Annotated in this window: 16 protein-coding genes; 7 read left to right on the top strand and 9 right to left on the bottom strand. The window is 50.5% G+C overall.

Annotated features, from left to right (window positions below; translation table 11 throughout):
- Positions 1 to 65: 65 nt before the first annotated feature.
- Positions 66 to 1,238, bottom strand: coding sequence for a mannose-6-phosphate isomerase (manA, locus tag MNO13_RS13835; protein ID WP_232886793.1), 1,173 nt, complete (start codon positions 1,236 to 1,238; stop codon positions 66 to 68).
- Positions 1,239 to 1,446: 208 nt separating this feature from the next.
- Here manA and fumA point away from each other — a divergent pair, with 208 nt between their 5' ends.
- Together fumA and fumC are read left to right on the top strand one after the other, a co-directional pair.
- Positions 1,447 to 3,093 (top strand): class I fumarate hydratase FumA, encoded by a 1,647-nt coding sequence (gene fumA / locus MNO13_RS13830; protein WP_064547229.1) that lies wholly within the window; start codon positions 1,447 to 1,449, stop codon positions 3,091 to 3,093.
- A 51-nt stretch (positions 3,094 to 3,144) separates the two neighbouring features.
- Entirely contained in the window at positions 3,145 to 4,542 is a 1,398-nt protein-coding gene (fumC, locus tag MNO13_RS13825) for a class II fumarate hydratase (RefSeq protein WP_064547228.1), read from the top strand.
- A 17-nt stretch (positions 4,543 to 4,559) separates the two neighbouring features.
- Here fumC and tus read toward each other — a convergent pair whose 3' ends face one another.
- From tus to ydgH, 7 genes are all read right to left on the bottom strand, one after another.
- Positions 4,560 to 5,489, bottom strand: coding sequence for a DNA replication terminus site-binding protein (tus, locus tag MNO13_RS13820; RefSeq protein WP_241938901.1), 930 nt, complete (start codon positions 5,487 to 5,489; stop codon positions 4,560 to 4,562).
- A gap of 274 nt (positions 5,490 to 5,763) precedes the next feature.
- Entirely contained in the window at positions 5,764 to 7,053 is a 1,290-nt protein-coding gene (gene rstB, locus MNO13_RS13815) for a two-component system sensor histidine kinase RstB (protein WP_241938900.1), read from the bottom strand.
- A gap of 176 nt (positions 7,054 to 7,229) precedes the next feature.
- The gene (locus MNO13_RS13810) at positions 7,230 to 9,332 is read right to left on the bottom strand and encodes an EAL domain-containing protein (RefSeq protein WP_064547225.1); all 2,103 of its coding nucleotides are present in this window, start codon (positions 9,330 to 9,332) and stop codon (positions 7,230 to 7,232) included.
- A gap of 331 nt (positions 9,333 to 9,663) precedes the next feature.
- Positions 9,664 to 10,392, bottom strand: a complete 729-nt coding sequence (rstA, locus tag MNO13_RS13805) for a two-component system response regulator RstA (RefSeq protein ID WP_064547223.1) — start codon at positions 10,390 to 10,392, stop codon at positions 9,664 to 9,666.
- A 74-nt stretch (positions 10,393 to 10,466) separates the two neighbouring features.
- Complete coding sequence (gene folM, locus MNO13_RS13800; RefSeq protein WP_241938899.1) at positions 10,467 to 11,192, bottom strand: dihydromonapterin reductase; 726 nt, start codon at positions 11,190 to 11,192, stop codon at positions 10,467 to 10,469.
- Between the two features lie 17 nt (positions 11,193 to 11,209).
- Entirely contained in the window at positions 11,210 to 12,592 is a 1,383-nt protein-coding gene (locus tag MNO13_RS13795) for an amino acid permease (RefSeq protein ID WP_121813337.1), read from the bottom strand.
- A 193-nt stretch (positions 12,593 to 12,785) separates the two neighbouring features.
- Positions 12,786 to 13,730 carry a DUF1471 family protein YdgH gene (ydgH, locus tag MNO13_RS13790; RefSeq protein ID WP_064547216.1) on the bottom strand — a complete coding sequence of 315 codons (945 nt, stop codon included), beginning with the start codon at positions 13,728 to 13,730 and terminating at the stop codon, positions 12,786 to 12,788.
- A 554-nt stretch (positions 13,731 to 14,284) separates the two neighbouring features.
- On the opposite strand from ydgH, the gene pntA reads away from it, so the two are divergent.
- Together pntA and pntB are read left to right on the top strand one after the other, a co-directional pair.
- Positions 14,285 to 15,811, top strand: a complete 1,527-nt coding sequence (gene pntA, locus MNO13_RS13785) for a Re/Si-specific NAD(P)(+) transhydrogenase subunit alpha (protein WP_064547215.1) — start codon at positions 14,285 to 14,287, stop codon at positions 15,809 to 15,811.
- Positions 15,812 to 15,821: 10 nt separating this feature from the next.
- The gene (gene pntB, locus MNO13_RS13780; protein WP_064547214.1) at positions 15,822 to 17,210 is read left to right on the top strand and encodes a Re/Si-specific NAD(P)(+) transhydrogenase subunit beta; all 1,389 of its coding nucleotides are present in this window, start codon (positions 15,822 to 15,824) and stop codon (positions 17,208 to 17,210) included.
- Between the two features lie 218 nt (positions 17,211 to 17,428).
- Here the strand turns inward: pntB and hpaR are convergent, their stop codons facing one another.
- The gene (hpaR, locus tag MNO13_RS13775) at positions 17,429 to 17,845 is read right to left on the bottom strand and encodes a homoprotocatechuate degradation operon regulator HpaR (protein WP_064547212.1); all 417 of its coding nucleotides are present in this window, start codon (positions 17,843 to 17,845) and stop codon (positions 17,429 to 17,431) included.
- A gap of 264 nt (positions 17,846 to 18,109) precedes the next feature.
- On the opposite strand from hpaR, the gene MNO13_RS13770 reads away from it, so the two are divergent.
- Genes MNO13_RS13770 through hpaE form a run of 3 tightly spaced genes read left to right on the top strand, consistent with a single transcriptional unit; the run spans position 18,110 to position 20,966 of the window.
- Positions 18,110 to 18,742 (top strand): fumarylacetoacetate hydrolase family protein, encoded by a 633-nt coding sequence (locus MNO13_RS13770; protein WP_237931824.1) that lies wholly within the window; start codon positions 18,110 to 18,112, stop codon positions 18,740 to 18,742.
- Positions 18,739 to 19,500, top strand: coding sequence for a fumarylacetoacetate hydrolase family protein (locus MNO13_RS13765; RefSeq protein WP_064547210.1), 762 nt, complete (start codon positions 18,739 to 18,741; stop codon positions 19,498 to 19,500). The genes MNO13_RS13770 and MNO13_RS13765 overlap by 4 nt, the downstream gene beginning before the upstream one ends.
- Positions 19,500 to 20,966 (top strand): 5-carboxymethyl-2-hydroxymuconate semialdehyde dehydrogenase, encoded by a 1,467-nt coding sequence (hpaE, locus tag MNO13_RS13760; protein WP_241938898.1) that lies wholly within the window; start codon positions 19,500 to 19,502, stop codon positions 20,964 to 20,966. The genes MNO13_RS13765 and hpaE overlap by 1 nt, the downstream gene beginning before the upstream one ends.
- The last annotated feature ends 4 nt before the right edge of the window (positions 20,967 to 20,970 follow it).

Genomic DNA, 20,970 nt, shown 5'->3' with positions numbered 1-20,970 from the left:
TTTAAGAAATCTATCCTGTGAAGCTTAGCAATCCTGAATTAAAAGATCAGTAAGTTACTTCAAACTCAGATTTTGGAATAGACGCGAGCCACACGGCCAACGCCGCTAATAGCAACCGGTGATTCTTCGGCGGAGATAAACGCCGACTCACCAGGTTTGAGTACCAGTTGCTGTTGGTCCTTGCTCAAGACTGCTTCGCCTTCGGTACAGAAAACGATGGCCGCACTGGTTTGCGCAAGCTCGGTCTTTTGCGCGCTGAGATCGTGCAAAGAGAACGCGAAGTCATCAACCGGAATAGGGAAGTCCAGCTCGTTTGCCAGTTTCACTGGCTGAGTTAACAACTCTGCCGCCGGTTTAGGTTCAAACTTCACGTTTGCGACCAGTTCAGGAATATCGATGTATTTTGGCGTCAGACCGGCACGCAGCACGTTATCGGAGTTCGCCATCACTTCCAGCGCCACACCCTTCAGGTAGGCATGCGGGGTTTCGGCAAACAGGAACATCGCTTCGCCTGGCTGCAATTTCACGACATTTAATAGCAATGGTGAGAACAAACCACTGTCATCCGGGTAGAACTCAGAAATCACCCGAATGGTTTCCCATGGCTCACCCTGTTGATTATTAAGAGCGGCTTTCAATACGCCCAACGCAAGGGACTTTTCATCACCTTTCATATTCAGCAAGCTGGCGAAAAGCTGTGACAAACATTCAGCATCAGGCTGTTGTAAGAAGTGAGCGATGGCAGGATGTGCACCGGAAACTGGCTGCAAAAGCGAAACAATGTCAGCAAATTCGCGGAAGGCGTTCATGGCGAGGAACGGCGTTAAGGCAAACACCAGTTCAGGTTTATGGTTTGGATCTTTGTAGTTACGCTCAGCAGCATCTAACGGGATACCTGCCGCGTTCTCTTTGGCAAAACCTAACTCAGATGCTTTCTTGTTAGGATGCACCTGGATGGAAAGCGGTTGATCGGCACATAGCACTTTAAAGAGGAAAGGTAACTCGCCAAAACGCTCTGCAACGGCCTTGCCCAACAGTGCGGGTTTGTTCGCATCAATCACATCACGCAGTGAACGCGCCTGACCATTATCAAGAATTTTTGAGCTGCTTTTCGGGTGTGCACCCATCCACAGTTCTGCCATTGGCAGGTTTTGCGGATTTTGCACACTATAAAGTTCCGTTAACGCAGTTTTACTTCCCCATGCGTAGTTTTGCACTGAGTTGATCAGTTTTTGCATTATCAAGCCCTGTAGTAATGTAGATAAAGTTCCGGCTATTAAACCAATTATCTGTGATGAAGTAACCTGGGGAGTAAAAAGTCGTATTAGTCTCAGTTTTTGTTAAAAAACTGTGTAGCATATTGTGATTCATTTTTAACACGGTGCAGGTTTACTGTACCCGAAGCCATAAATAGTTAACGTAGCTAATGTCGTAAGTGAGAGAACAATGCCGAACAAAGCCTTTCATTATCAAGAGCCGTTCCCGTTAAAAAAAGATGAAACTGAATACTACTTGCTAAGCAGTGATTATGTTTCAGTGTCGGAGTTCGAAGGGCAGGAAGTCCTGAAAGTTGACCCCAAAGCCCTCACGTTACTGACCCAACACGCCTTCCACGATGCCTCGTTTATGTTGCGCCCGGCCCATCAGCAGCAAGTGGCCGATATCCTCAATGATCCTGAAGCCAGCGAAAACGATAAGTACGTCGCGCTGCAATTCCTGCGTAACTCTGAAATCGCCGCCAAAGGTATCTTGCCGACCTGCCAGGATACCGGTACGGCGATAATCATGGGTAAAAAAGGCCAACGTGTCTGGACAGGTGGTGGCGATGAAGAAGCGCTGTCTCGCGGCGTCTACAACACCTTTATTGAAGATAACCTGCGCTACTCGCAAAACGCGGCGCTGGATATGTACCAGGAGGTGAACACCGGCACCAACCTGCCAGCACAAATCGATCTCTATACTGTCGATGGTGACGAATACAAATTCCTCTGTGTCGCCAAAGGTGGCGGTTCAGCTAACAAAACCTATCTGTATCAGGAAACTAAGGCGCTGCTGAGTCCTGGCCGTCTGAAAGATTACCTGGTCGATAAAATGCGCAGCCTCGGTACTGCCGCGTGTCCGCCATACCATGTCGCGTTTGTGATTGGTGGCACTTCAGCTGAAGCCACGCTGAAAACAGTCAAACTGGCATCAACCAAATACTATGACGGACTGCCGACCGAAGGTAACGAACACGGGCAGGCCTTCCGCGATGTTCAGCTTGAAGAAGAGTTGCTCAAAGAAGCGCAGAATCTGGGGTTAGGTGCGCAGTTCGGTGGCAAATATTTCGCGCATGACATCCGCGTTGTGCGTTTGCCGCGCCACGGGGCATCATGCCCGGTAGGGATGGGCGTTTCTTGCTCCGCCGACCGCAACATTAAAGCCAAGATCAACCGTGACGGTATCTGGATCGAGAAACTCGAGCACAATCCTGGCAAGTTCATTCCACAAGAACTGCGCCAGGCGGGGGAAGGCGAGGCGATTAAAGTCGACCTGAATCGCCCAATGAGCGAGATCCTCAAGCAGCTATCGCAATACCCGGTTTCTACCCGTCTTTCTTTAAGCGGCACGATAATTGTGGCGCGTGACATCGCCCACGCTAAACTCAAAGAGCGTATCGACAACGGCGAAGGGTTGCCGCAATACATTAAAGATCATCCGGTGTATTACGCGGGACCGGCCAAAACGCCAGAAGGTTATGCGTCGGGTTCCCTCGGGCCGACAACCGCCGGGCGCATGGACTCTTATGTCGATCTATTGCAAGCCAATGGCGGCAGCATGGTGATGCTGGCGAAAGGTAACCGTAGCCAACAAGTGACGGATGCCTGCCATAAACACGGTGGTTTCTATCTTGGCAGTATCGGCGGCCCGGCAGCGGTTCTGGCGCAGCAAAGCATCAAGAGCCTCGACTGCGTTGAGTATGCTGAGCTGGGGATGGAAGCTATCTGGAAAATCGAAGTCGAAGACTTCCCAGCCTTTATTCTGGTCGATGACAAGGGCAATGACTTCTTCCAGAAAATACACGCTTCGCAATGTACGCGATGCGTGAAGTAGACCACTCAAGCCGCCCATAAGGGCGGTTTTTTTTGCTCAAAGGAGAATGAAATGGTAGCCGTTCGTAGTGAAAAAGACTCAATGGGCCCAATTGACGTCCCGGCAGATAAACTGTGGGGCGCGCAAACTCAGCGCTCTCTTGAGCACTTCCGCATTTCCACTGAAAAAATGCCAACTGCACTGATCCAGGCGCTGGCATTAACCAAACGGGCAGCCGCGAAGGTGAATATGGATTTGGGCCTGTTGGTGGCTGAGCGCGGCAACGCCATCATCAACGCGGCTGATGAAGTGCTGGCAGGTAAACACCCGGATGAATTCCCGTTAGCCATCTGGCAAACCGGCTCTGGTACCCAGAGCAACATGAATATGAACGAAGTACTGGCAAACCGCGCGAGTGAAATTCTCGGTGGTGTGCGCGGCATGGAGCGTAAAGTTCACCCCAACGACGACGTGAATAAAAGCCAAAGTTCGAACGACGTTTTCCCAACGGCTATGCACGTTGCGGCGGTGATTGCGCTGCGCGAACAACTTATCCCGCAATTGAACGTGCTGAAAGCAACGTTGCACAGCAAAGCCGAAGCCTTCCGCGACATCGTCAAAATTGGCCGTACCCATTTACAAGATGCCACACCGTTAACCCTCGGCCAGGAGATTTCCGGCTGGGTAGCGATGCTTGAGCACAATCTTAAGCATGTCGAGAACAGCTTACCGCATGTTGCGGAGCTGGCGCTGGGTGGGACAGCAGTGGGAACCGGGCTGAATACGCACCCTGAATATGCCGTTCGCGTAGCCAAAGAACTGGCTGAAATTACCGGGCAACCGTTTATCACCGCGCCGAATAAATTCGAAGCGCTGGCAACCTGCGATGCGCTGGTGCATGCCCATGGCGCATTAAAAGGGCTGGCGGCGTCACTGATGAAAATTGCCAACGACGTGCGTTGGTTGTCCTCTGGGCCGCGCTGCGGGATTGGTGAAATCGCGATTCCTGAGAACGAACCGGGCAGTTCAATTATGCCAGGCAAAGTTAACCCAACGCAGTGCGAAGCGATGACGATGCTGTGTTGCCAGGTGATGGGCAACGATGTGGCTGTGAATATCGGCGGCGCATCGGGCAATTTTGAGCTTAACGTCTACCGCCCGATGGTGATTCACAACTTCTTGCAATCGGTGCGTTTGTTGGCCGATGGCATGGAAAGTTTTAACGAGCATTGCGCGGTAGGCATCGAGCCGAACCGTGACCGAATCGCCCAATTGCTGAATGAATCGCTGATGCTGGTGACGGCGCTCAATACACACATCGGCTACGACAAAGCGGCGGAAATTGCCAAGAAAGCCCATAAAGAAGGGCTGACACTGAAGGCATCAGCGTTAAAGCTCGGTTATCTCAGCGAAGAAGAATTTGACGCCTGGGTGCGTCCGGAAGAGATGGTCGGCAGTATGAAACAGTAAGCTTTACTGCGCCTGCCTCACTCTTCGCAATACAGATGCAGGCGCGGGATCACCAGCCGTAACGGTTGCGCATCCGGCTTATAACGATGGCGGATATTCTGCGCATCATAATTGAGTAACTCCCCGATTTCAGGCGGCATTTCGCCATTGTCAGAATTGCACAATACAATCAGCGGCGAAGGGCAGGCATGTTGCACCTGTTTTTTGCGTGCCTGATACCATGCGCGAGCCACAGGCTGCACCTTGACGGGACGTTTAATTTTCAGGCGCACGTTATCCGACAGGCGACTGATGTCATTGAGCTCGCGGGTAATTTGTTCGGCCCATTGTTCGCGGGTATACGGCGGCACAGCGCGATTTGCTTTCAGGCTCTTCTCAAGTATCTCGATCACCTCACGCCGGGAATAGTTTTTGATGATTTGCTTATTCGCCCAGCCAAAATTGAGCGTGTCCGGGTTTTCCAACAGCGTGATGGTGCGATAGGTGTTGAGCGTAATCAGCCCAGGTAGTTGGCGGTGTACCCACTCAAAACGCTGCACGCTGGCTAAACCTGATTCCACACTGACAATATTTTCAAACTCTTGTTTGTGCTGATTAATTCGCTGAATCAGTTCTCGTGTTTGCTCGCGTTCCTGCTCGTTTACCTGATAACAAACCGCACCCGGTAGGCGCACAGCGGCCTTACTGCTGGTTTTTTCCGACTGCTGCTGGATAAACAGGCGAGTAAAGTGGGAAAGGGTGGCCTGGTGCGCGGTTTTACCGAGTAGTTGCGTGACCTCAATTTTAGTCACCGCATCGTGCTCTTTCCCTTTATCTACCGTAGGAAGCGGGAAAACACGACCAACCAATAATCGATAACTCTCGAGATGTTCACGTAATTGATGCAGGTCGCGCTCGATCTCACGAAAGGTACTGTTCAGGCGTTCAATCAAATCATATTTAGCCATTTCGCCATCCATTAGTTACAACATACTAATTGATTTATAGCATAGGGAGATGAACCTGACCATCGGTGTGGTGATGGTCAGGCAGGTGGCAATGGATTTTTAGCAGGGTGGCGTCATTGAAGCTAATGGCAGAGGGGATTGAGACTGATGACAAACCTTTTTCACAGGTCGGATAAGCGCAGCGCCATCCGACACTTTTATCTGTAACAACAGGCGAAAATGGTGGATGACGCTATCGCTTATCCACCCTACTAAACCTGTTTAGTGACCTTTGTCAGCAGTCTGATTCGGTTTTTATCGGCCAGCTAAAGCGGAAGCGAGCACCACCCAGAGCACCGCTATCCACCACCACCGATCCTTCCATCGCCGTGGCAACGGAGTGCACGATTGCCAGCCCTAATCCACATCCGCCCGTGGCACGGTCGCGGCTAGGGTCGAGGCGCACGAATGGTTCAAATACTCGCTCGCGTTCTTCGGCTGGAATGCCGGGGCCATCGTCTTCGACTTGCAAAATTGCGGTTTTGTTATCGCGCCACAGGCTGATGCGCAGTTTCTCTTTGCTGTAACGCAGCGCGTTGTTGACCAGATTATCGGTCACACGCTCCATCAGGCGCAGGTCTATCAGGCCAAAATCACCGGCGGCTGGTGTATCCAGCAAAATAGTGAGCTGCGGATGAATGATTCTGACATCGGCAATATGTTCATCAAGCCAGCGGGGGACATCCACGCTTGCCAGTTGCAGCTCCGTTTGCGGGCGGTCGAGGCGTGCGTAAGTGAGAAGTTCTTCAATCAGTGCTTCGAGTTGGCCAATATCACGGTTCAGCGCCAGTGACTCTGCTTGCGTCAGGTTATCACTCATCTCAAGGCGATAACGCAAACGCACCAGCGGCGTGCGCAGCTCATGGGCAATCCCGTCAATCAACATTTTCTTACTGGCAATTTGGGCGTTGATACTGTCAGCCATTTGGTTAAATGCGACACCTAATCTCTCGAAACTGGAAGCGCTGTCGAAATGAATACGCTCATCAAGATACCCGGCACCTAACCGCTGCGCGGCGGTTTCCAGTTTGAGCATGTCCTTCCAGTGCGGGCGCATCCAGATAAACACCGGGAAGGCGAGGGAAATGGCAATAAACGCCATGAGCGCGACGTCCAGCAGACGCATCTGGTGCAAGAAAAAGAGATAAGGAATAGGGCCGACGGCCAGAACGTAATGGCTGCGAGGAATACGCTGAATAAAAGTGTATTCATCGTCGAGAGCGACGATTTCACCGGCACGCAGGTGGCGCATCGTCATGTCATCAAGCTTGAATTTTTCAAGCGGCTCGATGTGCAGTTTAAAGGACAAGTTGAGGTCGAGATCTTTAATGGTTTTGTTCCAGTCACGCGGCGGGATTTCGCGTAACTCGCTACGCATCAAGTACAGCGAGCTTTTCATTAAATCATCAAGCGACTGGCGGCCGGCCCGTTCGGCAGTGAATTTGTACACCAGGCCAACCAGCATGGTCATCACCAGGAAGCAGACGAACAGTAAGAGATAGAACTGAATAAATAGCTTTTTCAACGAAAATCACCGGTTTATCAGATTATGAGAGCTGCTTCCTGTCAGGCAGGAGTGCGACGAGGACAAGCGGGACGGCGTGTTCTTGCCCCATCTGGCTGGCTATGTAAGCAGGGTTTGCCTCTGCTGACAATATCCGGCATCTAATCTGGCATGTAAACTCAGGGGAAATGTCTGAATTACACCGTGGCGGCAACCGATTGGTGGGTGGGGCTCATCGGTTTGTGCTGTTCTGCCAGCAACTGGCAAACGGCATTGCCTGGTAAAGGGCGGTGGAATAAAAACCCCTGACACAGTTCGATTCCTGCTTCTTGCACTTGCTCCAACTCTTGCGCTGTTTCAACGCCTTCAATCAGGATTTCACACTGAATAACTGTGCATAATTTCACGACTTGTTGCAGGAAGCAAAATCCATCTGGCTTGGCTAAACCCAGCACCATGGAGCGATCCAGCTTAATTTTATCCAGCGGATAGCGGGTCAGATAATGCAGCGTGGAATATCCTGAGCCAAAGTCATCGAGGGCAATTTTGATTCCCAGTCTGCGCATTTTATCCAGTACTTCGGCAACGCGTACCGGTTCCTGCACCTTTTGCGACTCGGTAATTTCGAATTCCAGTTGCCATCCAGTGGGTAGCGGTTTAGCCATCACTTTACGGACGATATTGAGCAGCCGGTAGTCGATCAGCGTCTGCGGTGAAATATTGACCGAGAGCGTCATGTTTTCGGCATCAGACATATGTTCGCGAACGTAATCCAGCGCGTGCTCCATGACCCAGAAATCAATCTCCGGCATCATGCCGGTGCGCTCATAGTATTTCAGGAAAACGGGAGGGGTAATCTTGCCGTCATCGCTCTGGTGGCGGAGCAACACTTCAAGGGCGACGATTTTCCGGTCTGTAAGACGAACCTGTGGCTGGAAATAGAGGATGAACTGACCGCTGGTTTGCAATTTCTCAATTTTCCGCTGGGCTTCGATATAGCTATTTTGCTCAACCACATGGCTGTAATTGGGCACCATTTCAAAATCAGTCGGTTGGTTGATTTTCATCTCGCCAGTCAGTAAATCGAGATCGGTATTATCAGCAGTGGATTGTTTTAATGAGCTTTTGACGAAAGGGCGATAAATGATCACGCCAAGAGCAAGCAACAGCAGATAAAGCAGCACCGCAACCGGCGAGTGGCCGCTGGCTAGCCACACTTTTAGCGGCCCAGGTGTTGACCAACTGACGATTTCTGAAATCCGTGGAATGAGTTCCATATACGTCGCGCCATAGGCCACCAGATAGGCGGATAACGGTGTCAGGACGAACGGAATGATCATCACTGGGTTGAGGACAATCGGGAAGCCAAAAATCAGCGGTTCATTGATGTTAAACAATGCCATCGGAGCGGCAACGCTCAGCAAGCGACGGTGCTGGTTTTTTTTCTGCATCAAAATGCAGATAATCAGGCTTAGCGTATTTCCGGTACCACCAGAATTACACCACATATCATAAAACACCGGGCTGAGAATATTGAGTGCGCTATGTCCGGCATGCCATTCACTGATATTGACTTTAGCCGCGGCAGTAAATGCGACATCAATGTCCATAAATAGATAATAACCATGCAGGCCAAAGAACCATGGCACACTGCGTAACAGTACATACAAAATACCGTGTAGAAAATCTGTCGGATAAAAATACAGCGACAAACTGCTGAAGAAATTCATCGTATTCGTGACATAGATTTCAGCACCTAATTTTATTACGCTGCTGAACAGGGCGATAATTCCCAATGTGACAAAAAAGGAGATAATCGTAATATTATTGTTATCTTTCCATTGCCGAATTTTTAGCAGGTTTTTACTGACGACTTCTTGTAATACATTACCGATAATTCCGGATGCCAGAGCCATGGGAATACTGATGTCGAGGAAAAACTGGGCATTGTCATCAAGTATACGGCGGAAGATCATCAGGGTGCTGATACTGAGCGCGATACAATAAATTTGTGAAAGCCGGTTTCTCACTGCCCAGTGCACCGCGATATAGATGTTCATCACCAGCGGTGCCAGAGACAGGAAACCGATCTGCAACTGCATGAACCACACCGCGGCGTTGTTGAAGCCTGCAGTGTCACAAATTACGGAAGCGGTAATCACCAGCCCGCGAACAATCGAAAGAGGAACTATCGCCATCGTGCTGGCGATAATGGCATTGGCATAGCGATTATTTAATAACTTAATTTGGCTATTATTTAAACGGCACAGCAGGTTGTTGTGAAGCCACTCTTTTATCACAAAATCACCTAAAGCAATGATGGCTATTAATAGTTTTTTTACATGGATGATCGAGGGCGCTGAATCAGAGTTTTTATGTTTATGCCATCGAAAAATATAGTCATATTTCTACAATTAATGGTGCTGGTTATATCCAAAAATAAACACATGCGCTAAAGTTATTCTCGCTAATTTATTTTAAAAAACGTGTTTTGTCTTGAATAAAACAAATTCAGAGGGAATCTATCATAACTGAGGTTATTATTTCTATGCGAGCGAGTATTAAATTTGGCCACCTGAATTTAACTCATCATCAAATCAGGTGGCTCGCACTATAACGGGTATAAAACTGTCAGGCTTCGCTTTCCCACGCATGCGGGGCAAATAAATAACCTTTATTGCGTACGGTTTTTATTCTGAAGGGTTCCGTGGCGCTATCGTAGAGTTTCTTTCTCAAGCGGGAAATGGCGACATCAACGCTGCGATCTAAGCCGTCATAAGTCACGCCACGCAGGTTTTTCAGCAAGGCATCGCGGTCCATGATTTGTCCCGCGTGGGTAGCCAGTTCCCATAGCAAATCGAAATCAGCCGTTGAGAGCGTGATATTTTCGCTACCCAGCGTCACCTGGCGGTTTACCGGGTCAATACACAACGTGCCAAAGCGCATCGCTTTGTGAGGTTTAAGCGCATTAGAGCTACTTTCGACGGTTTGCTGTGCTGAAACGCGCTGGCGCAGATGAAGGCGCAGACGCGCTAACAGAACGGCTGGCGGAGTAGTTTTAAGAATATAATCGTTGGCACCCATTTCGAGCGACAATATATGGTTCATATCGCTGTCGAGTGAGGTGAGCAACACAATCGGGCCATCCCATTGCGGGCGTAAATCACGGCATAACGTCATGCCGTCTTTGCCTGGTAGCATCACATCCAGCAGGACAAGGTCCGGGCACTGCTGCGCAATCGTCGCTTCGGCGCGATCGCCACGGCTTTCGACAATAACGTCAATGTCATGTTTGCCGAGGTAAGCGGCAATTAACGCTCCTACTTCTGGATCGTCTTCTACGTATACGATTTTATTCATGGCCAGCGCATCAAATCAAAAGGAAAACATACCCTGGTTCTGGGGGCAAAACCATATATGACGGGTAAACGGATTTATCGAAGCGGGCGGCCGCCATCAACGGCATGTGTCCGGCCAGTGACGTATTGGCTGCGGAGCAGATAATCGACCAAAGCAATTATTTCCTGCTCGCCAGGGGCGATTTTCATCAGTGATTTGTTGAGCGCCTCTTGACGGTACTGCGCATCGTCATGGTCGTTGAACATAATCATTGCCGGTGCAATGGCATTCACCTTCACCTCAGGTGCCAGCTTACGGGCAAAAGAACGCGTCAGATTATCCAGCGCGGCTTTACTGGCGGCATAGGCGATATGCTTGTCGCTCCCGCGTTCGACGACATAATCGGTGAAATGAATAATGTCGGCACTGGCATGACCACGCCCGCGCAGCAATGGTTCAAGAAGATGATTGAGTAAATAGGGCGTATTGACGTGAATTTGCAGCATCGCTGCCAGAGTCGCGGCGGGAGATAAGTCGGGCGACTCGGCAAGCCAGGCACTGGCGTTATGCACAATGGCGCGCAAGCCAGCGCAATGCTGCTTCACGGCATCAGCAAACTGCGTAATGCCGTCATTGCTCGAAAAGTCCCCGTACAAACAAACCGCTCCAGCTTGTTCAAGCTCATCTACCGCAGCATAACGCGTGCGGTAGCTGATGATTACGGGTTGTTGCTGAGCCAAAAAGTGTCGTGCTAATGCCAGGCCAATTCGTTTACCGGCACCGGTAATCAAAACAGGACGAGCAGATGATGTAATCCCCATCGACGACTCCTTGTTAGTTACTTCACCAGTACCCATGTCGCCGGAAACGCCGCTACCAGCATCAAGATAATTACCGATTTTTCTTTGAGATTCAGCCCAATATCATGCGTATGGGTGCTGCGAGTGTACATAAAGACTAATAAACCCGGCGCATACAATACCACTGAAAGCAGCAGGTGCATCGGGCCTGACGCATAAAGTAACCATAAGCCATAAATACAGGCTCCCAGGCCAATCGCCTTATGCAGCGGTCGGGTTGAGATTTTCAGCAAAAAGGCGCCAACCAGGAAATAGGGTACCAGAATCATTTCTGAAGCGATGGTTAAAAGGGTGTTGTAATCCGACCCGGTCAACCAAATCAACACCAGGCAAATTTGCACGCTGATGTTGGTCAGCCACAGGGATGCGGATGGCGCGTTATTTTTGTTCTGACGGGCAAAAATTTTCGGGAATGCTTTGTGCGTTGCAGCGAGGAACGGGACTTCAGCCGCCATTATCGTCCAGCTAAGATAAGCGCCGCATACCGAAACAATCAGCCCTGCGGCGATAATAATTTCACCCCATGGCCCCATCATTTCGACCATCAAGCCTGCCATCGACGGGTTGCGCATGCCAGCAAGTTCCGGACGTGCAATCACACCCAGAGAAAGCAACGTTACCAGCAGGTAAACGCATAATGCGGCAACTACCGCTAACAATGTGGCGCGACCAACGTCATTTTTATTACGCGCTCGAGCGGAAACCACCACGGCACCTTCCACACCAATAAATACCCACAAGGTAATAAGCATGGTGTTTTTGACCTGTTCCCAAACCGGAACACCCAGCGCAATCCCGCTGAAATCAAGGCTAAAAGTGGAGAGTTTAAAGGCTATCGCCGCCAGCACCACAAACAAACCCAGCGGTATCAATTTTGCCAATGTGGCGACCAGATTGATGCTGGCTGCGGTTTGTACGCCACGCAGAACCAGGAAATGCACCATCCACAGCAAGACAGATGCACCAACAATCGATTGCCACGTATTACCATCACCAAACAGGCGTAATTCTGGCGTATCGGTGAAGAAACTTAACGCCGAGAAAACGATAACCAAATATGAAACGTTGGCGATGACGGCACAAAGCCAGTAACCCCAGGCAGAAAAGAAACCAATCAGCTCGCCAAAGCCTTCACGTGCATAAGTAAAAATCCCGCCATCGAGATCCGGACGCAAACGGGTCAACACCAGCATTGCCAGTGCCAGCAGTAAAATACCAGCACCCGTGATGGCCCAACCGATCAGCAAAGCTGCCGGGCTAGCCACACTCGCCATATTTTGCGGCAGGCTAAAAACACCAGCACCGAGCATTGAACTCAAAACTAATGCCGTTAATGCAGCGAGGCCAAGCTTCTTTTCCATTGCAGTCCTGTAATTTTCCAATTAGAGCCAGAATAATTATTATGCTTTTGTGCATAAAAATGGTGGGTAACGCTAAGGCGCGGGATTTTACGGAGAGTACGAGCTGCTTGCAATGGCATGAGCCACAAAATCATCGGGGAAATAAAAAAAGGGCACTCACGGCCCTTTTTAGAATTTTTAGCGGGGGGATATCTTACTTGTACAAATCCGCGCTGATAGTCAAGTTACCACCACGTTCTTCCCATTGACGGGTGATGTGGTAGTACTTAGCGCCTTTCTTCGCAGCACGTTTAGCAACCTGATAAGAAACTTCAGTGCTGCTGCTGTAGTGGCCGGTGAACTTCACGCTATCAAATGGAACCATTTGTGCGGCGGTGACTTTGTTCACTTCCTGGATTTTTGTACCGTCAGGGAGCGTTACGGTGTAACGGCCACCTTGTGTGGTTTGCGTTTCAAAGAAACGGCCAACATCAGCACTTGGGGTACTGGAACTGGCGACACCCGGGATCTCAACAGCGGCAGCGGCGGCACCACCGGCTGCCAGGGCGGCTTTACCTGCTTCGGAATCAGCAGGGATCACATCAGAACTTTGCACCACACGTTTCTTGGCATCTTTTTTATAGATATAAGCGGTAATACGCTGGTTGCCACCGGAGTTTGCGTCGATTTGACGAACGATGTAGAACGAATCCGCACCTTTTTGTTTAGCCACTTTGGTGATCGCATCGTTAACTTCAGGCTGACTGCGATAAAAACCCTGGATGGTCACGGTATCGAATGGCTCAAGAAGATAGGCTTGATCTTTCGGTAATTCCGTCACGCCATTAATCACGCGATTAGTCGTTTTCTCAGCTTCAGGGGCATCTGCATGATACACATCTGCGACTACACGCCAGTTACCGCTGCTGCCAGTATCGTTAGTGTCCAACACGTAGAAAGATGCCGCACCCATATTATCCGCACGACGAGAAACAGATTTCACTGCTTCGCCAATAGAGTTAAAGCGGCCAGTGATGGTAATGCGATCAAAAGGTTTAAGAGCAGCAGCTTGATCGGGTGTCAGCTCTTTTGCTGCCTGAGCGGACAGCGTAGTAAGAGATATCAGTGCTGACGCCAGAAGAGTGGTCTTGAGCTTCATAAAAATAATCCTTCGCCTTGCGCAAAATGAATACAAATACCGCATTCTCTGAGGGTTACCTGCTAACCGCCGATTATGGCATTGAAACACTGCAACTGTCTGCGGCATTTTTCACTCTTCAAACGCGGATTACAGATATTTTCCATAACGAATATTTATATGTTAATAAAAGAGTCCTTTGACCAGTAAAAGCGGTAAAGCTTACAACTTAATTAGTTAATGTAATGTTAAATGTGCAATTTGCGATGGCTCAGAATCGTGAATTGAGGCTAAGTTTAAGCGGATTATCAGGTCTCACAGATTAAAGTCAGTCAAAAAGAGCTGTCTGAAAGGCTCAACGCTAATCTTTTACGATAATGATACAAATACTGAGATCCTGATCTAGATCACAGGCGTTATTTTCAGTAGGTTATAAAAAGTTTGTTACAGATGTATTTTTATTGAATCGGTAACGGAAATGACGATTGCCTTGTGTTCTAAACAGGCAACGTGTCTGGATTGCCAAGGCAATGTCTGACAAACCATCAACAAAAAATCAGATGGAAGGGAATACTATGCGTATTGGGGTACCAAGAGAGCGGTGGGCGGGAGAATCCCGAGTGGCAGCCACGCCAAAAACAGTGGAGCAATTGCTGAAGCTGGGTTTCACCGTCACCGTTGAGAGTGGCGCAGGTAAGCTGGCAAGCTTCGATGACGAAGCGTTTGTAAAGGCTGGCGCGACCATTTCAGATACCGCTGATGTCTGGCAGTCTGACGTTATTCTGAAGGTGAATGCACCACAGGACAGCGAAATCGAACTACTGCGTGCAGGTTCTACGCTGGTGAGTTTTATCTGGCCTGCACAAAATCCTGAATTACTCGAAAAACTGGCCGCAAAAAACGTCACCGTGATGGCGATGGATTCCGTGCCGCGTATTTCTCGTGCGCAATCCCTTGATGCCCTGAGCTCCATGGCAAACATCGCGGGTTATCGTGCCATCGTCGAAGCTGCTCATGAATTTGGCCGTTTCTTTACCGGGCAAATTACTGCTGCGGGCAAAGTTCCACCGGCTAAGGTGATGGTTATCGGCGCCGGTGTGGCAGGTCTTGCGGCGATTGGCGCGGCAAACAGCCTGGGTGCTATTGTCCGTGCATTCGACACCCGCCCGGAAGTCAAAGAACAAGTGCAAAGTATGGGCGCTGAGTTCCTTGAACTGGACTTTAAAGAAGAAGCGGGCAGCGGTGACGGCTACGCCAAAGTCATGTCCGAAGCCTTCATTAAAGCCGAAATGGCGCTGTTCGCCGCGCAAGCTAAAGAAGTCGACATTATTGTCACCACCGCGCTGATCCCTGGTAAACCGGCTCCAAAACTCATCACTCGTGAAATGGTTGATTCCATGCAGCCGGGTAGCGTGATTGTCGATTTGGCAGCACAAAACGGCGGTAACTGCGAATACACCGTGGCGGACAAAGTCACCGTCACACCAAACGGTGTAAAAGTGATTGGCTATACCGATTTACCAGGACGTCTGCCAACACAATCCTCTCAGCTTTACGGGACTAACCTGGTTAACTTGCTCAAACTGCTCTGTAAAGAGAAAGATGGCAATACCGTGGTTGATTTCGAAGATGTGGTCGTTCGTGGTGTGACAGTGATTCGCGATGGCGAAGTCACCTGGCCGGCACCGCCAATTCAGGTGTCTGCACAGCCGCAGGCTGCCGCAAAACCTGCTGCACCGGTTGAAGAGAAGAAGCCTGCATCACCGTGGCGCAAATATGCGTTTATGGCACTGGCGATCATTTTGTTCGGCTGGCTTGCGGACGTCGCACCGAAAGAGTTCCTCAGTCACTTCACCGTATTCGCGTTGTCGTGCGTGGTCGGTTATTACGTGGTGTGGAACGTTTCGCACGCATTGCACACACCTTTGATGTCGGTAACGAATGCCATTTCAGGGATTATCGTGGTTGGTGCTGTGCTGCAAATTGGTCATGGTGGCTGGGTTAGCTTCCTGAGCTTTATTGCGGTGCTGATTGCCAGTATCAATATTTTTGGTGGATTCACCGTCACTCAGCGCATGCTGAAAATGTTCCGGAAGAACTAAGGGGTAACACATGTCTGGTGGATTAGTTACAGCAGCATACATTGTTGCCGCGATTCTGTTTATTTTCAGCCTGGCGGGGCTGTCAAAACACGAAACTTCAAAACAAGGCAACTTGTTCGGTATGGCGGGTATGGCCATTGCGCTGGTCGCAACCATCTTTGGGCCTGAAACCGGCAACGTCGTGTGGATTATCGTGGCTATGGTGATTGGTGGTGCCATCGGTATTCACCTTGCCAAAAAAGTAGAAATGACCGAAATGCCGGAGCTGGTGGCGATTCTGCACAGCTTCGTAGGTCTGGCTGCGGTTCTGGTTGGCTTCAACAGCTACCTTGATCACGCGCCAGGTCTTGAGCCAGTGATGGAAAACATCCATTTAACGGAAGTGTTCCTCGGTATCTTCATTGGTGCGGTGACCTTCACAGGTTCAATCGTGGCGTTTGGTAAACTGCGCGGCAAAATATCCTCTAAACCGCTGATGCTGCCAAACCGTCATAAACTGAACCTGGCTGCGCTGGTCGTTTCCTTCGCGATGCTGATTATCTTCGTGCGTACCGAAAGCGTTGGCCTGCAAGTGCTGGCGCTGTTGGTCATGACTATCATTGCGCTGGTTATTGGCTGGCACCTGGTGGCGTCCATTGGTGGCGCAGATATGCCAGTTGTGGTTTCCATGCTGAACTCCTACTCCGGTTGGGCGGCGGCGGCGGCAGGCTTTATGCTCAGCAACGATCTGCTGATCGTGACGGGCGCGCTGGTGGGTTCTTCGGGTGCGATTCTGTCTTACATCATGTGTAAGGCGATGAACCGTTCCTTTATCAGCGTAATCGCTGGCGGCTTCGGTACTGACGGTTCCTCAACCGGTGAAGGCGAAGAAGTGGGCGAACACCGTGAAATCACGGCAGAAGACACGGCTGACATGTTGAAAAACTCAACGTCAGTGATCATCACCCCAGGCTATGGTATGGCGGTGGCTCAGGCGCAATACCCGGTGGCTGAAATCACTGAAAAACTGCGCGCTCGTGGCATCAAAGTTCGCTTTGGTATTCACCCGGTTGCTGGGCGTTTGCCAGGCCACATGAACGTTCTGCTGGCTGAAGCCCGCGTACCGTATGATGTGGTTCTGGAAATGGACGAAATCAACGATGATTTCACCGACACCGACACCGTTTTGGTTATCGGCGCGAACGACACGGTGAACCCGGCAGCACTTGAAGATCCACGCAGCCCAATCGCGGGCATGCCAGTGCTGGAAGTGTGGAAGGCGCAGAACGTTATCGTCTTCAAACGCTCGATGAACACCGGTTACGCAGGGGTGCAAAACCCACTGTTCTTTAAAGATAATACCCACATGCTGTTCGGTGACGCGAAAGCCACCGTTGAAGCAATTTTGAAAGCACTCTAGTTTTTAAGTAATTGAGATGCTCAGCAAAACCGCCTTTCGGGGCGGTTTTTAGATTGCTGGTAAAGGTCACTAATCAGGTGTTGTAGGGGGGATAAGCGATAGCGCCATCCACCATTTGCGCCTGTTGTTGCAGATAAAAATGTCGGATGACGCTGCGCTTATCCGACCTGGGAAGAGGTTTGTCATCAGTCTGAAAACCGCCTTTCGGGGCGGTTTTTTTATGGTTCGCCCAGAGCAATAAGCTCTTGTAGCAGCGCCGTCAGCTGTTGCATTTTCTCCGGCGTAAACTGAATTTCAATCTGCTTATAGGCCTCTTCAACTTGCGCCTGCGCGCGGGCATACAGCGCATTTCCCTCTTTGGTCAGTGAGATGTACAACTTACGCTGGTCGTTAACCGGTTTTAACCGCAGCACCAGACCATCGCGTTCCATACGCGTCAAAATACCCGTCAGGCTGGGGCGAAGGATACAAGTACTGAACGCCAGATCATGAAAATCCATGGAAGGGTTGTCAGCCAGCACACGAATAATCCGCCACTGCTGCTCCGTTAAATTGTGCTGCTTAATAATCGGGCGAAAGTAGCCCATTGCCACTTCTCGCGCCTGCATCAAGGCGATGGTTAAAGAAACCTGCATCATGCCTCCTGGTGTCTGAACTCATTAATATGTGAATAATATAATAATGTTGCTTTTATCGACAGCTTATTTTCCTGTGAAATAACGGTAAGTTTTACAAAAAATTAATAACAACTTGATAAATAACAACTTAATTTAAATAATGTAAATTTATTGTTAATCAAATCACAAAAAATTAACTCGCGCTTGCTAAATGCATAATGGGGGAATAAAACATATTGTTAATATATTAATGAAATGTTTGCTGTCTCTGAGGAGCTATCAATGAAAGGTACTGTTTTCGCCGTAGCGCTCAACCACCGCAGCCAGCTTGATGCCTGGCATGAGATGTTTGAGAAAGCCCCCTATAAAACACCCCCTAAAACGGCGGTCTGGTTTATCAAACCGCGCAATACCGTCATTCGTGGCGGTGAGCCGATTCCGTATCCGCAGGGGGAAACGGTGCAGAGCGGTGCCACCGTGGCGCTCATTGTTGGAAAAGCAGCACGCAAAGTGAGCGTTGAAAACGCGCATCAATATATTGCCGGTTATGCACTGGCCAACGACGTCAGCCTGCCGGAAGAGAGCTTCTACCGTCCGGCAATCAAGGCGAAATGCCGTGATGGTTTTTGCCCGCTAGGGGAAATCGCTACCGTTGATGACGTCAACAATCTCACCATCGTGACTGAAATTAACGGTCGCGAAGCCGACCACTGGATCACCACAGACTTGCAACGCAATGCCGCCGAACTGCTAAGCGCGCTGAGCGAATTTGCAACCTTAAATCCCGGTGACGCTATTTTGCTTGGCACACCGCAGTCCCGTATCACGTTGCGTCCAGGTGACCGCGTGCGTATTCAGGCCACAGGGTTCCCGGCGCTTGAAAACCCAGTAGTTGCCGAAGGAGAACTCGCATGAAAAAGGCTCGTATTCGTTATCAGGGGCAGGATATTGACGTTTGCGTCGATGGGCAAAATCAGGTGCTGCTGGCAGGCGGCCATAAGCTCGAAAACGGCACTTTTAGCTGGCTGCCACCCGCCGACGGCACGCTGTTCGCGTTGGGATTGAACTATGCCGATCACGCCAGCGAACTGGATTTTAAGCCGCCGGAAGAACCGCTGGTATTTATCAAATCAGCCAATAGTTTTATCGGCCATGAGCAGGAGTCAGTTCGTCCGGACAACGTCGAGTACATGCACTACGAAGCAGAATTGGTGGTGGTTATCGGCAAAACGGCGCGCAAAGTCAGTGAGGCCGATGCCATGGATTACGTTGCCGGTTATACCGTTTGCAACGATTACGCCATCCGCGACTACCTGGAAAACTACTACCGCCCAAATCTGCGGGTAAAAAGCCGCGATACCCTGACCCCAATTGGCCCGTGGATTGTCGATAAAGCCGATATTCCGGACCCGCACAACCTGGCTTTGCGCACCTGGGTTAACGGTGAATTGCGCCAGCAGGGCACCACCGCCGACTTAATTTTCAACATCCCGTATCTGATTGCTTATCTCAGCGATTTTATGACCCTGCAACCAGGCGACATGATCGCCACCGGCACGCCGAAAGGGCTGTCTGACGTGGTACCAGGGGACGAAGTGGTGGTCGAAGTTGAAGGCGTGGGCCGTCTGGTCAACCGCATCATCAGCCAGCAGGCGTATGAGGAGCAGCTGTAATGAAAAAGATTAATCATTGGATCAACGGCAAAAACGTCGCGAGCAAAGACTACTTCCAGACCACCAATCCGGCGACGGGCGATGTACTGGCGGATGTAGCTTCTGGTGGCGAAGCTGAAATCAACAGCGCGGTTGCCGCTGCCAAAGAGGCCTTCCCGAAATGGGCTAACTTGCCGATGAAAGAGCGTGCGCGCCTGATGCGCCGCCTGGGTGACTTGATTGACCAGAACGTGCCGGAAATTGCGGCGATGGAGACTGCCGACACCGGTTTGCCTATCCATCAGACCCAAAACGTGTTGATCCCACGCGCTTCCCATAACTTCGAATTCTTTGCTGAAGTGTGCCAGCAGATGAACGGCAAGACCTATCCGGTCGATGACAAGATGCTCAACTATACCCTCGTCCAGCCAGTGGGGGTTTGTGCGCTGGTGTCGCCGTGGAACGTGCCGTTTATGACGGCCACCTGGAAAGTTGCACCATGCCTGGCGTTGGGTAACACCGCGGTACTGAAAATGTCTGAACTGTCGCCGTTAACGGCCGACCGTCTGGGTGAACTGGCGCTGGAAGCAGGGATTCCGGCGGGTGTGCTGAACGTGGTGCAGGGCTATGGTGCGAACGCGGGCGATGCCCTGGTGCGTCATAACGATGTCCGCGCTATCTCGTTTACCGGCGGTACCGCTACCGGACGGCGCATTATGCAGAATGCGGGTCTGAAAAAGTATTCCATGGAACTGGGCGGTAAATCGCCGGTGCTGATTTTTGAAGATGCCGATATTGAGCGCGCACTGGATGCCGCGCTGTTTACCATCTTCTCGATCAATGGCGAGCGCTGTACTGCGGGCTCACGCATCTTTATTCAGCAAAGCATCTATCCAGAATTCATCAAACGTTTTGCTGAACGTGCAAACCGCCTGCGTGTCGGCGACCCGACAGACCCGAACACCCAGGTTGGCGCATTGATCAGCCAGCAACACTGGGAAAAAGTGTCCGGCTATATTCGCCTCGGCATTGAAGAAGGCGCGACACTGCTGGCGGGTGGCCCTGATAAACCGTCCGATTTGCCTGCACATTTGCGCGGCGGCCACTTCCTGCGACCAACGGTGCTGGCGGATGTCGACAACCGTATGCGCGTGGCACAAGAAGAAATTTTTGGCCCGGTTGCTTGCTTGCTGCCATTTAAAGACGAAGCGGAAGGCTTGCGTCTGGCTAACGACGTTGAATACGGACTGGCTTCGTATATCTGGACCCAGGATGTCAGCAAAGTGCTGCGCCTGGCGCGGAGTATCGAAGCGGGAATGGTGTTCGTGAACACCCAAAACGTACGAGACCTGCGTCAACCATTCGGCGGCGTGAAAGCCTCTGGTACCGGACGTGAAGGTGGTGAGTACAGTTTTGACGTGTTCGCCGAAATGAAAAACATCTGCATTTCCATGGGCGACCATCCGATCCCGAAATGGGGCATTTAAGGAG

The sequence above is a fragment of the Buttiauxella ferragutiae genome (genome assembly GCF_022637515.1).
Taxonomy (GTDB): Bacteria; Pseudomonadota; Gammaproteobacteria; order Enterobacterales; family Enterobacteriaceae; genus Buttiauxella; species Buttiauxella ferragutiae.
This window is presented reverse-complemented; position numbering and strand designations above follow the sequence as displayed.